General features: G+C 68.8%; 13 protein-coding genes. 7 read left to right on the forward strand and 6 right to left on the reverse strand.

What is annotated here, in order from left to right; translation table 11 throughout:
- Position 1 precedes the first annotated feature (1 nt).
- The 6 genes from AC07PZ_RS05275 to AC07PZ_RS05300 all read left to right on the forward strand — a co-directional run bounded on the left by AC07PZ_RS05275 (position 2) and on the right by AC07PZ_RS05300 (position 6,226).
- On the forward strand, positions 2–1,153 hold the full coding sequence (locus AC07PZ_RS05275) for a pyridoxal phosphate-dependent aminotransferase (protein ID WP_495293990.1): 1,152 nt from the start codon (positions 2–4) through the stop codon (positions 1,151–1,153).
- An 11-nt stretch (positions 1,154–1,164) separates the two neighbouring features.
- Positions 1,165–2,046, forward strand: coding sequence for an alpha/beta fold hydrolase (locus AC07PZ_RS05280; RefSeq protein ID WP_495293991.1), 882 nt, complete (start codon positions 1,165–1,167; stop codon positions 2,044–2,046).
- A gap of 2 nt (positions 2,047–2,048) precedes the next feature.
- Complete coding sequence (locus AC07PZ_RS05285; protein WP_495293992.1) at positions 2,049–3,311, forward strand: M20 family metallo-hydrolase; 1,263 nt, start codon at positions 2,049–2,051, stop codon at positions 3,309–3,311.
- A 20-nt stretch (positions 3,312–3,331) separates the two neighbouring features.
- Positions 3,332–4,105: a class II aldolase/adducin family protein gene (locus AC07PZ_RS05290; RefSeq protein ID WP_495293993.1), complete on the forward strand. Its 774-nt coding sequence runs from the start codon at positions 3,332–3,334 to the stop codon at positions 4,103–4,105.
- Positions 4,106–4,179: 74 nt separating this feature from the next.
- Entirely contained in the window at positions 4,180–5,202 is a 1,023-nt protein-coding gene (locus AC07PZ_RS05295) for an ABC transporter substrate-binding protein (RefSeq protein WP_495293994.1), read from the forward strand.
- A gap of 22 nt (positions 5,203–5,224) precedes the next feature.
- Positions 5,225–6,226: an isopenicillin N synthase family dioxygenase gene (locus AC07PZ_RS05300; protein WP_495293995.1), complete on the forward strand. Its 1,002-nt coding sequence runs from the start codon at positions 5,225–5,227 to the stop codon at positions 6,224–6,226.
- Between the two features lie 68 nt (positions 6,227–6,294).
- Here AC07PZ_RS05300 and AC07PZ_RS05305 read toward each other — a convergent pair whose 3' ends face one another.
- The 6 genes from AC07PZ_RS05305 to AC07PZ_RS05330 all read right to left on the reverse strand — a co-directional run bounded on the left by AC07PZ_RS05305 (position 6,295) and on the right by AC07PZ_RS05330 (position 12,046).
- Positions 6,295–7,263 (reverse strand): cupin domain-containing protein, encoded by a 969-nt coding sequence (locus AC07PZ_RS05305; RefSeq protein WP_495293996.1) that lies wholly within the window; start codon positions 7,261–7,263, stop codon positions 6,295–6,297.
- Complete coding sequence (locus tag AC07PZ_RS05310; RefSeq protein ID WP_495293997.1) at positions 7,260–8,267, reverse strand: ABC transporter substrate-binding protein; 1,008 nt, start codon at positions 8,265–8,267, stop codon at positions 7,260–7,262. The genes AC07PZ_RS05305 and AC07PZ_RS05310 overlap by 4 nt, the downstream gene beginning before the upstream one ends.
- Before the next feature lie 63 nt (positions 8,268–8,330).
- Positions 8,331–9,629 (reverse strand): LLM class flavin-dependent oxidoreductase, encoded by a 1,299-nt coding sequence (locus tag AC07PZ_RS05315; protein WP_495293998.1) that lies wholly within the window; start codon positions 9,627–9,629, stop codon positions 8,331–8,333.
- A 7-nt stretch (positions 9,630–9,636) separates the two neighbouring features.
- Positions 9,637–10,434, reverse strand: coding sequence for an ABC transporter permease (locus AC07PZ_RS05320; RefSeq protein WP_495293999.1), 798 nt, complete (start codon positions 10,432–10,434; stop codon positions 9,637–9,639).
- Positions 10,431–11,228 carry an ABC transporter permease gene (locus AC07PZ_RS05325; protein ID WP_495294000.1) on the reverse strand — a complete coding sequence of 266 codons (798 nt, stop codon included), beginning with the start codon at positions 11,226–11,228 and terminating at the stop codon, positions 10,431–10,433. Before AC07PZ_RS05325 ends, AC07PZ_RS05320 begins: the two co-directional genes overlap by 4 nt.
- Positions 11,228–12,046: an ABC transporter ATP-binding protein gene (locus AC07PZ_RS05330; RefSeq protein WP_495294001.1), complete on the reverse strand. Its 819-nt coding sequence runs from the start codon at positions 12,044–12,046 to the stop codon at positions 11,228–11,230. Before AC07PZ_RS05330 ends, AC07PZ_RS05325 begins: the two co-directional genes overlap by 1 nt.
- A 173-nt stretch (positions 12,047–12,219) precedes the next feature.
- Between AC07PZ_RS05330 and AC07PZ_RS05335 the strand changes: the two genes are divergently transcribed.
- Complete coding sequence (locus AC07PZ_RS05335; protein ID WP_495294002.1) at positions 12,220–12,753, forward strand: flavin reductase; 534 nt, start codon at positions 12,220–12,222, stop codon at positions 12,751–12,753.
- Positions 12,754–12,767: the final 14 nt, after the last annotated feature.

A 12,767-nucleotide genomic window follows, 5' to 3' on the forward strand; every position in this document is an offset into this window, starting at 1 on the left:
GATGACACCCAACCCACCCCTTCGCGCGTTCGAGCAACGCAACGCCTACTTCGACAGGCTGTGCAACACGCCCGGCCTGATGTGGCTCGGCCAGAACACCAACCACTTCGAGCCGCACCCGTCGGTGATCGACGCCGTCGTCGCGGCCCTGAAGGACGGCAGCTACCACGCCTATGCGCCACCGGCCGGCTTCGAGGAACTGCGCCGGCTGATCGTCGAGGACGCCGGCGTGCCCGGTGCGTCGGCCTTCGTGACCGACGGCGCGGTCGAGGCGCTCTACAACGTGTGCAGCAACATCTGCGAGCCCGGCACCGACTTCGTCACCACCGACCCGAGCTGGGCCTGGCCCATGCACTTCGCGCGCAAGGCCGGTGCGAACGTGGTGGAGCTGCCGATCTACAACGCGGCACAGGGCTACAAGCTCACGCCCGAACAACTGCAGGCGGCCGTCGGCCCGAAGACGCGGGTGATCTATCTGGTCGACCCGAACAACCCGCTGGGCACCTGCCACACGGCCGACGAGATCCGCGCCTTCACCGACATCGCGCGCTCGGTCGACGCCTACCTGATCCACGACGCGACCTATTCGCAGTTCGCGGAAGGCTTTGCGCCGGCCTTCAACTTCTATCCGGAGAAGGCCATCGTCACCTACAGCTTCTCGAAGTGGCTGGGCCTGGCCGGCATGCGGCTGGGCGCGGTGCTGGCGCACCCCGACATCATCGAGCGCATCGCGACCGCGCCGCCGAACAACCTGGGCAGCAACGTGCTGTCGCAGCGCGCCGCCATCGCCGGGCTGAAGAGCAAGGCCGAGTGGTTCCCGGAGATCGTGCGCCGGCTGCGCGCCAACCAGGCGGCGGTGAAGGAAGCGGTCGACCGCATTCCCGGCCTGCACATCCCGGTGTACCCCTCGCATGCCAACCTGCTGGTGATCGAGACGGTCGATGCCGGCATCCGCCCCGAGGCGCTGGTCGAGGCCTACCAGGCCGAGGGAATCATGATCCGCCAGGGCACGTACCACACCAAGCGCTTCGGCGAACGCTTCGTCAAGGTGAGCCTCACCGTGCCGGAAGCCTGGGCCCAGCGCTTCTGCGAACTGCTGCCCGCCATGGTCGAGCGCGCCCGCACCCTTCCCCCTTCCGACGCACTGTTCTGAAACGCCACACCATGCCCTACCTCAACGCCCGAGACGGCACACGCCTCTATTACGAAGAAGCCGGCAGCGGCACGCCGATCGTGTTCGTGCACGAGTTCGGCGGTGACGGCCGCAGCTGGGAACCGCAGATGCGCTACTTCACGCGGCGCTACCGCTGCATCAGCTTCTGCGCGCGCGGCTATCCGCCGTCGGACGTGCCGGAGGACATCGAGCGCTATTCGCAGGCCATCGCCACCGACGACATCGCCGACGTGATGGACGGCCTGGGCATCGACAAGGCGCACGTCGTCGGCCTGTCGATGGGCGGCTTCGCCACGCTGCACTTCGGGCTGCGCTATGCGTCGCGCGCGCTGTCGCTGGTGGTCGCCGGTGCGGGTTACGGGGCGGAGAAAGCGCTGGAGGAATACTTCCGCAACGTCTCGCTCGAAGTGGCACGCAAGTTCGAGGAGATCGGCTCGGTCGAGTTCGCCAAGATCTACTCGACCGCCGCGTCGCGCATCGTGTTCCAGCTGAAGGACCCGCGCGGCTGGCAGGAATTCGCGACGCAGCTCAGCGAGCATTCCGCGATCGGCTCGGCCCGCACGATGCAGGGCGTGCAGGCGCGTCGCCCGTCGATCTACGACCTGGAAGACGAACTCAAGGCGATGCAGGTGCCGACGCTGGTGATCGTCGGCGACGAGGACGACCACTGCCTGCAGCCCGGCATCTTCCTGAAGAAGACGATTCCCGCGAGCGGCCTGCTGGTGCTGCCGAAGACCGGCCACACGCTCAACATCGACGAGCCCGCGCTGTTCAACCAGTTCGTGTCCGACTTCCTCGCGACCGTCGAACAGGGCAAGTACCTGCCGCGCGATCCGCGCTCGATGCCCGCAGAGATCATGAAGACGTCGTGACCGTGCCGACGCCCACGTCCGGCATGCCCGACATGCCTTCCGCCTTCGTGAGCGAGGCGCGCCTCTGGCAGCGCCATGTCGACATGGCGCGCTTCGGCGCCACCGCGGCGGGCGGCGTGAACCGGCAGGCGCTGTCGGCCGAGGACGCGCAGGCGCAGGCCGAGCTTGTGCGCTGGGGCGCGTCGCTCGGCCTCACGGCCAGCCGCGACGCGGTGGGCAACCTGTTCCTGCGGATGGAAGGCAGCGACCCGGCGGCGGCACCGGTGCTGAGCGGATCGCACCTCGACAGCCAGCCCACCGGCGGACGCTTCGACGGCGTGTACGGCGTGCTGGCCGCGTTCGAAGCGGTCGAGGCGATTCGCCAGAGCGGCGTCGTGCCGATCCGGCCGATCGAGGTGGTCGCCTGGATGAACGAGGAAGGCTCGCGCTTCGCGCCCGGCATGATGGGTTCGGCCGTGTTCGCGGGCGACCGCACGCTGGCCGAGACCGAGGCCGCCACCGACGCCGCGGGCATCAGCGTCGGCATGGCGCTGCAGGAGGTGGCACGGCAGCTCGCGCACATTCCGCTGCGGCCGATCGGCGGACCGGTGCACGCATACGTCGAAGCGCACATCGAACAGGGCCCGGTGCTGGAGCGCGAAGGCCTGCCGGTCGGCGTGGTCACCGGCATCCAGGGCAAGCACACCTTCCGCGTCGAGGTCGACGGCGAGGCCGCGCATGCGGGCACGTCGCAACGCCACGAGCGCAAGGACGCGCTGCTCGCGGCCACGGCGATGGTGCAGGCGCTGGCCGCCGCGCTGCACGACGCCGAGGACGTCACCAAGTTCACGGTCGGGCGCTTCGAGGTGCTGCCCAATGCGCCTTCGGTGGTGGCGAGCCGTGTCGTGTTCTCGATCGACCTGCGCCATCCGGACTCGGACACGCTGAAGTCGCTGAGCGCGCAGGTCGAGCCGATCTGCATCGCGCTGCAGGGGCCGTGCCGCGTCAAGGTGCTGCGCCTGTCGGCCGCCGATTCGCTGCACTTCCCAGAGACGCTGCGCGCGCGGATGCGTGCCGTGGCGGACCGGCTCGGCATCGCGCACCGCGACCTGCCTTCGGCCGCCGGCCACGACGCGCGCTACCTGCACGCCGTCACGCCCTCGGCCATGCTCTTCGTGCCCTGCCACCTCGGCATCACGCACAACGAGGCCGAGTCGGCCGAAGCGAGCGACCTGGCCGCCGGCACCCGCGTGCTGGCCGACCTGCTGATCGACCTGGCGCGCTGAGCGCCGCAACGGAGAAACGCATGAAAGCACCCCACATCGACGACAGCGAATGGGAGGCACGCGTCGCGCTGGCCGCCTGCTACCGGTTGATCGCCCAGCTCGGCCTGGACGACATGATCTACAACCACATCTCGATGCGCGTGCCGGGCCGCCCGGGCGAGTTCCTGCTCAATCCCTACGGCCTGCTGTTCGAGGAGATCACGGCGTCGAGCCTGGTGCGCATCGACGTGCACGGCCGCAAGCTCGAGGACACGCCCTACGAGGTGAATGCCGCGGGCTTCGTGATCCACGGCGCGATCCACGAGAGCCGGCACGACGCGGTCTGCGTGGTCCACACCCATTCGGATGCGAGCGTCGCGGTGTCGGCGCAGGCCGAGGGCCTGCTGCCGCTGTCGCAGTTCGCGATGCGCTTCTACCGGCGCCAGGCCTTCCACGATTACGAAGGCGTGGCGATCGATCTCGACGAGCAGTCGCGCCTGGTGCGCGACTTCGGCACGCACCCGGTGATGCTGATGCGCAACCACGGCGTGCTGACCGTCGGGCGCACCGCGGCCGAGGCCTTCATGCTGCTCTATTACTTCGAGCGCGCCGCACGCATCCAGCTGCAGATGCAGGCCGCCGCGCCCAGCGCCGGGCCGATCGTGGTGCCGCCGCATGAGGTCTGCGAGCACGCCGCACGCCAGTTCTGGGAGCAGCACGGCGACATCCTGATCGCGGGCGAACGCGAATGGCCCGCACTGCTGCGCCGGCTCGCGCGCAGCACGCCGCCTTCGGTGCCCGCGTACGACGACTGAAACCCCGCGCCACTGCCTGCCTGCCTTCCTTCCGTTTCCGCACTTTCGCAACGTCCGTTTTGAAGAGGTCGATCATGAAGAAGCGTCATTTCCTGAGCACCGTGGCCATCACGGCCGCGCTCGCCACACTCGGCGCCGCGCCGCTTGCGCAGGCCCAGACCAAGGAGCCGGTCAAGGCCAGCCTGCGGCTGAAGTGGCTGCCGCAGTCCGGCTATGCCGGCTTCTACGTGGCCCAGGCCAAGGGCTACTACAAGGACGAAGGCATCGATCTGACCATCAACCCCGGCGGCCCGAACCTGCTGACCGAGAACCTGGTGGCGACCGGCGCCGACACCTTCGGCCTGTCCGGTGGCGTCGAGAGCGTGCTGGCCGCGCGCGACAAGAAGCTGCCGGTGGTTGCCTTCGGCATGACGCACCAGACGACGCCCTTCGTCTTCGTCGCCCGCAAGGACGGACCCGTGAAGACGCTGGAGGACTTCCGCGGCAAGAAGGCAACCGCCTGGTTCACCGGCTCGCAGCTCGTGCTGCTCGGCATGCTGGCGAACAAGAACATCTCGCCGTCCGAACTGAGCATCCAGCCGCAGCAGGTCAGCATGACGCCGTTCGTCAACGGCGAGACCGACATCGCCGCGGCCACCTGGTACAACGAACTGCTGACCGTGCAGGCGCGCATGGGCGCCGAGAACCTGCGCATCTTCGTGCCCGAGGACTACGGCATCAGCTTCCCGCGCGACTCGCTGATCGTGTCCGAGAAGACCGCCAGGGAGAACCCGGAAATGGTCAAGGCCTTCCTGCGCGCCACCATCCGCGGCTGGCACGAGGTCGCGAAGGACCCGGCGGGCGCGGTCGACACCGTCATGAAGATCGCACCGACCCTGGAGCGCCCGCACCAGGAGCGCGCACTGAAGGAGGCGATGCGCCTCATGGCATCGGGCAATGCCAAGACGCAGGGCCTGTTCCTGCTGGACATGCCGGTGATCCAGAAGGAACACGACATCCTGCTGAAGGCCAAGGTGATGGAGAACCCCGTCAATCTGGCGCAGGCCTTCGACAGCAGCTTCCTCGACTCGATCCCGCTGGCCCAGCGCCTGCCCTGACCTTCTCGACCCAGGAGACCGCATGACGATGATGACCAGGGTCCCGCTGATCGACGTGGGGCCGTTCTTCTCGGGCGACGAAACGCAGCGCCGGCAGGTCGCCGCCGATATCCGCCACGCCTGCGAGGAGATCGGCTTCTTCACGATCACCGGCCACGGCGTGCCCGGCGCGGTGTACGACGCGCTGCGCCGCGAGGCGCTCGCGTTCTTCGAGCTGCCCGAAGCGCAACGCGCGCTGGTGGCGCAGCCGCGCTCCAAGATCAGTCGCGGCTATTCGGCGCACGCCACGCGCGCGCTGGCCTACTCGCTCGGCGACGCCACGCCGCCGGACCTGCAGCAGAGCCTCGCGATGGGCCCGGTGGATGCGGCGCCCGCCGCGGCGGTCGGCACGCCGGCCGAGAACGCCTTCTTCCATCCGAACTACTGGCCCGCGGATCCGCCCGGACTGAAGGACGCCTTCGAGACCTATTACCGCCACATGAGCACGCTGGCCACCGAGGTGCTGCGGATGTTCGCGATGGCCCTGGGCCTGGACGCGCATGCGTTCGACGATCGGGTGGACCGGCATACCAGCACGATGCGCGCGATCCTGTATCCGGCGCAGACGACGCCGCCCGAGCCCGGCCAGCTGCGCGCCGGCGCGCACACCGACTACGGCACGCTGACCATCGTGCGCGGCGACGACGTGCCCGGTGGGCTGCAGGTGCGCATCCGCAGCGGCGAGTGGGTCGACATCCATCCGGCACCGGACGCCTTCATCTGCAACATCGGCGACCTGATGATGCGCTGGACCAACGACCGCTGGCTGTCCAACCTGCACCGGGTCGCGAACCCGCCACCGGCCCATGCGGGCACGCAGCGCCTGTCGGTGGCCTTCTTCCACAACCCGAACTTCGATGCCGAGATCCGCTGCATCGACCCGGACGGTGCCGCCAAGTACCCGCCGGTCGTCTTCGGCGAGTACTACCTGGGCAAGCACCTGAAGGCCCAGAACATGACGACGGCGACGGCAGCCGCCACCTGAGCACGAGGGGCCGGCGGCAAGCGATGCCGGCCCGCCCGTGCGGGCGTGCCCGGAGGCCGCTCACAGGCTCACAGGTTCTGGAAGCCCATCGTTCGCGCCTGGTAGTACAGGCCGCCGTCCTGCACGATCAGGAACAGCGCGCGCCGGCCACCGGCGTTGTGGTGCGAATGCGCGGCACCCGGCGGCGTGACCATCGTGTTCCAGCGTTGCCACGGCATCGCGCGGCCGTCGACCATCGAATGGCAGTCGTCGCCGTCCACGACCAGCGTGATGGCCGCCGAGTTGTGCCGGTGCGCGGCCTGGCTCTCGCCGGGCGGCAGCGTGTTCAGCGACAACGTCATGACGGGATGGATGTTGTGGCTCGCCTCGCCCACGTCGCTCGAGAAGATGAGCGCGCGGCCCGAGGTCGTGGCCTCTGCTTCCGCGTGATGGATGAGCGCGAGCTGGCGCGCGATCTCCGCTGCGGGGTAATGCACCACGCCGAGCACGGCGCCAGCAGCGCCCGGCGCGGCGGGGCGCAACGCGTCGAAGGCCAGCAAGGGCTCGTCGGTCACGATCCACAGCACCGCGTCTTCGGTGCCGGCGCTGTGCACGACGTCGGCACCGCCCGGAAAGAAGAGCACGTCGCCCGACGCCCAGGCGAGCGTTTCGAGCGGACCTGCGCCATGCGTGCACGCGCTGGTTCCGCTGCCGGCGATCACGTAGCAGATGGCGCCGCTGGCCACGAAACGGGCCGGCAACGCGTCACCGGCGGCGATGCGCGCATAGCGCGCCAGCATCAGCGGCGTGGTCGCGGCCTGGGCGCCTTCGAGCGCGGCGGACTGGTCGCAGGCCAGGTAGCCGGTGGGTGCGCCCGGCTGCAGCGCCGACTGCGCCAGGTCGGCGAAGCCGCGCGGCGGCACCGCGGACAGACGGATGTTGAAGGCGTTCGCGGAATTGAAGAAACGCGCGCGCGCCTGCGCCGCACCGACCGGCGCCGACGGGTGCTGCACACCCATTTCCGCCATGCGCTGCGGTGCCACGGCCTGCAGGCTCAAGGCCGGCGCTCCGCCACGGCAATCGACTGCAGGAAGCTCGGGTCGAAGGCCACCGACATGTCGATCGGCTTGGTCAGCACCTTGTTGGCGAGCAGGAAATCGTGCGCGCTCTTGATGGCGGGCGGGTCGATGAAGAACAGGCCTTCGGTCTTCGCCTTGCCCGCGGTCATCAGCTTGTAGGCCTCGGTCAGCATCGACTCCTGCTGCGCACGGTTGAGCGTGGGCGCCACCTTCATCACGATGTCGACGGCTTCCTGGGGATGGGCCGCCGCTTCGCGCCAGCCCTTGATCGAGGCGCGCAGGAAGGCCTTCACCAGTTCCGGCTTGTCCTTGGCGGTGTCCTTCGAGACGATCAGCGTGTCGCGCGGGAAGGTGATGCCGCTCTCTTCCGCGGTGAAGAAGCGCAGGTTGTCCGAGCCCATGCGGTCACGCACGGTCCACAGCTCGTTGTAGAGCGTGGCGGTCGCGACGTCGGTGTCGCCGTTGATGAAGGGCGTCATGCTGACCTGCTGCGGCTGGATGTCGACCTTGCTCTTGTCGATGCCGGCCTGCGCGAGCATGCCGAACAGCACGTAGTTGGCGCCGGTGAACCAGGTCGTGACCTTCTTGCCTTCGAAGTCCTTCAGGCTCTTGATCGGGCCGTCCTTGCGCGTCACGAAGACGAAGGGCGTGATCTGGTGCGCCACACCGATCGAGACGATGGGCAGGCCCTTGTCGACGCCGGCCAGCACGCTGTCGGTGCCACCGGACAGGCCGAAGGTGTCGGCGCCGGTCGCCACCAGGTTCTCGGTCAGCAGGTTCGGGCCGCCGGGGTTGATGGTCAGGTCGATGCCTTCGTCCTTGTAGTAGCCCTTGGCCTGGGCGTAGTAGAAGCCGGCGAACTGGGTCTGCGCCAGCCACTTGAGGCGCAGGCTGGCCTTGACGGGCTCCGCCGCGTGCGCGAACAGGGCCGCTTGCAGGAATGCGCCTGCGACGAGGCAGGACCGAAGGGTGCGTGAAAGCATGGATGCTCCAGAGGTGACGAATGAAAGGTCTGTCGATCGGTGGCCGTGCGCGACGCGATCGACTCAGGCGGGCATGCGTGGCGGACGCTCGAGCCCGATGAGATCGCGCAGCGTGTTGCCTTCGTAGGCCCGCCGGAACAGCCCGCGCTCCTGCAGGATCGGGACCACCAGATCCACGAAGTCGTCGAAGCCTTCGTGGAAGTACGGCGGCATCACGTTGAAGCCGTCGGCGGCGCCTTCCTCGAACCATTGCTGCAGCGTGTCGGCAATGGTCTCGGGCGCGCCGCACAGCACCCAGTGGCCACGTGCGGCCGCGGTGAGGCTGTAGAGGTCGCGCAGGCTCATCTGCTCGCGCCGTGCCTTCGCCAGCAACACGCGCGTGAAGCTGTGGTACGTGTCGGCCACGGGCAGTTCGGGGATCGGGCCGTCCAGGTCATAGGTCGAGAAGTCGACGCCGAAGCGCTCCGACAACACACCCAGCGCATTGCCGCCGCCGATGAAGGCCTGCAGCGCATTGAGCTTGTCGCGCGCCTCGCGGTCGGTGCGGCCGACCACCGGCATCACGCCCGGCAGCACCGTGACCTGGCTGGCCGTGCGGCCGAACAGCGGCAGGCGGTTCTTCAGCGAGGCGTAGGCGGCCTTGGCTTCGTCGAGGTCCTGCACCACCGAGAACACCACGTCGGCGGTGCGCGCCGCGAGGTTCATGCCGGGCTCCGAACCACCGGCCTGCAGCACGACCGGGTGGCCCTGCGGCGCACGGCCGATGTTCACCGGCCCCTTGACCTTGAAGAAGGTGCCGTCGTGGTCGAGCGCGCGCACCCTGGCCGGGTCGATGTACAGGCCGCTGGCCTTGTCGGCCACGATGGCGTCGTCGTCCCAGCAGTCCCACAGGCCCTTGACCACGTCGAGGAACTCGCCGGCCATCTCGTAGCGGCGTGCATGGTCGGGGTGCACGGTGCCGAAGTTCGCGCCGACCACCGGGTTCGACGTGGTGACCGCGTTCCATGCCGCGCGGCCGCCGCTGATGTGGTCGAGCGACGCGAACATCCGCGCCACGCTGAACGGGTCGCTGTAGGTGGTCGACACGGTGGCGCCAAGCCCGATGTGCTTCGTCGATGTCGACAGAGCGGCCAGCATCGTCAGCGGCTCGAGGCGCAGCGTGTACGACGGGTGCGCCGTCAGGTCGGCATTGAGGTTGTCGCCCATGAAGATCAGGTCGAAGCAGCCGCGCTCGGCGGTTGCACCGATCTTCTGGATGGCGGCGAAGTCCTGGAAGCTGTCGACCGCGCCGGGGTAGCGCCAGCCGGCCGTGTGGCTGCCGGTTCCGAGCAGGAACAGGCCGAGATGCATCTGTCGTTTCATGAAGTTCCTATTTCCAGAAGACCAGCCGGCGCTCGGCCAGGCTGACCAGTCCGAAGAAGACGAGGCTCGCGGCCGAGGCCACGAACACCGCGCCCCAGACCTGCACGAAGTCGACCTGCACGACGGCCTGGTAGATCAGCAGGCCGAGCCCGGCGGTCGCACCCAGCATCTCGGTGATGACCGCCACCAGCACGCTGCGGGCGGTGGCGACGCGCAGGCCGGCGAACATCAGCGGCAGCGCCGTCGGCAGGCGCAGGCGCCAGAGGATCGCGAGCCGGCCGGCACCGAAGCTGCGCATCAGGTCGACGGTGCGGCGGTCGACCCGGTCGAGGCCCGACAGCGCACTCAGGAACAGCGTGAAGCTGATGGCCAGCGCCACCATCACGATCTTCGAGCTCATGCCCATGCCGAACCACAGCAGCACCAGCGGCGACCAGGCGATCACCGGGATGGAGTTGAAGGCGGTGGCCGCGGGCACCACCACGCGGCGCACGCGCGGCAGCATGGTCACGGCGACCGCACCGCCGATGCCGATCAGCGCGCCCAGCAGGTAGCCGAGCAGCGCTTCCGCCAGCGTCGTGCCGGCCGCCACCGTGAGCACGCCGCGCTGCGTCCAGATGCTCGCGAAGATCTTGCTGATCGCCGGCAGCGTGTAGACCGGCAGGTCGAAGCCGCGCGCGATGCCCTCCCAGGCGGCGATCAGCAGCACCGCGCCCAGCACGCCGCGCTGGGCCGACAGCGGCATCTTCGGCAGGAACGACCCGCGTGCGACGCCGGCCGATGCGGGAGAAGACACCACGCTCATTGCTCCGCGCTCCAGAACACCAGGCGGCGCTCGACCCAGGCCACCACGCCATAGAACAGCGTGCCCATCAGGCCGCAGAGCAGCAGCGCGGCCCAGAGCCCGGCCGCGTTCTCGTTGTACATGGCCTGCAGCAGCAGCACGCCCAGGCCGACGGTGTCGCCGAACCATTCGCCGACGATTGCGCCGACCAGGCTCAGCGACGCGCCCAGCCGCAGCGCAACGAAGATCTGCGGCAACGCGGTCGGGAACTGCAGCTTGCGCATCAGCTGGGCGGACGTGCCGCCGAAGCTGCGCATCAGCGCCTCCTGCCGCGGATCGACCGAGCGCAGGCCGAGCAGCGTGTTGACCGTGACCGGGAAGAAGGTGACGTAGAACGCGATGATCGCCTTGGCCAGCAGCGTGTTGCCGAACCACAGCACGACCAACGCACCGAACGCGATCACCGGAATGGTCTGCGACACGACGAAGATCGGGAACACCATGTCGCGCAACGCGGGCGCACGGAAGAACACGATGCCGACGCCCATGCCGAACAGCCCGCCGGCCGCGAAGCCGACCAGCGCTTCGGCCATCGTGCGCAGGAAGCCGTCGACATAGGCCTGCGGCGTGGCGGCGATGGCCTGCAGCACGACGCTCAGGCGCGGCAGGTAATAAGGCTTGATCGACAGCAGGACGACCAGCGCCTCCCACGCCACGCCGACCGCCACCACGGCGATCAGCACGCGCAGCACGGCGCCCAGCGCGGGTGCGGGAACGGGCCGTGCCGCCACCACGGGAACGGGTACGGCGCTCATCAAGCGGCCGGCCGCACGTCGGCGGCCTGGAACGACTTCATGCTCTCTTCCTCGATCGCTTCGAGCAGCACGCGCTTGAGGCGGATGAACTCGGGATCGGTCAGCAGCTCCGGGCGGCGCGGGCGCGGCAGGTCGACCGGCTGCACCAGCTTCACGGCACCGGGGCGCGCGGTCATCACCAGCACGCGGTCGCCGAGGAACAGCGCCTCGTCCACGTCGTGCGTGATGAACAGGATGGTGCGGCGGTGCTTCTGCCAGACGTCGAGCAGCCAGCGCTGCATCAGGGTGCGGGTCAGTGCGTCGAGCGCACCGAAGGGCTCGTCGAGCAGCATCAGGTCGCGCTTGAACAGGAAGGTGCGCATCAGCGCCACGCGCTGGCGCATGCCGCCGGAGAGCTGGTGCGGGTACTGGTTCTCGAAGCCGGCCAGGCCGAACTCCGGCAGCATGCGCAGCGCCTGCGCACGTGCCTCGGCGCGGGGCGTGCCTTCGATCTCGATCGCCAGGATGGCGTTGTCGATCACGGTGCGCCAGGGCAGCAGCAGGTCGCGCTGCGGCATGAAGGACACGCGCCCCAGCAGTTCCGAGGCGTGGCAGGACCGGTCCTCGAAGCGCAGGATGCCGCCCGGGTCGGGCTCGTCCAGGCCGGCCACGATGTTGAACAGCGTGCTCTTGCCGCAGCCGCTGGGGCCGACGACCGTGACGAGTTCGCCGGCCTGTATCGAAACCTCCAGGCCTCGCAGCGCCGCCACCGAACCGAAGGTCTTGTGGATGCCGGCCATGTGCAGCAAAGGAGGCGCGCCCCCCGTCGTTTCACTCAAGGCGTTCATTTCCGAGCCCCCTTGTATGACAAAGGCCCGAATCCGCATGCAATTGGTTGCTCCATGCGATCGCTATGCAACACCCATGCCACCAACCTCGTTTTTGTGCGCACGAATTCGCACACGGTATGCAAATTGCTTGAATTTGAATATCTGAAAGCCAGGAACTGCCAATGAGTGCTCCGCTTGCGCCGTGCGACGTCGATCCCGCGGCCGCCCTAGATCCAACGCGGTTCCGCGATGCCATGGCGCGACTGGGCAGCGCGGTGAACATCGTCACGACGGACGGCCCGCACGGGTGGGCCGGCTTTGCGGCCTCGGCCGTCTGCAGCGTGACGGACATGCCGCCGACGCTGCTGGTCTGCGTGCAGCGCACGTCGTCGGCCTACGCGGCGCTGCACGGCAACCGTGTCCTGTGCGTGAACACCCTGGCTTCCAGTCACGAAGCGCTGTCGCAGCTCTTCGGCGGCAAGACACCCATGTCGCAACGTCTCGCGGCGGCCGAATGGACGACGCTGGCGACCGGCGCGCCCGTGCTGCGGGACGCGCGCGTCGCCTTCGACTGCCGTATCGACCGCGTGGCCGAGGTCGGCACGCACGACGTGCTGTTCTGCCGGGTGGCCGCGATCGCGTCGGGCGTCGGCGCGGACGAAGGCCTGTATTACGTGGAGCGGCGCTACCGGCGACTCGCCGAAGCGCGGGCCTGAAGCCGGGCCCGAAC

The organism is Variovorax sp. GW821-FHT10B04, from assembly GCF_059415645.1.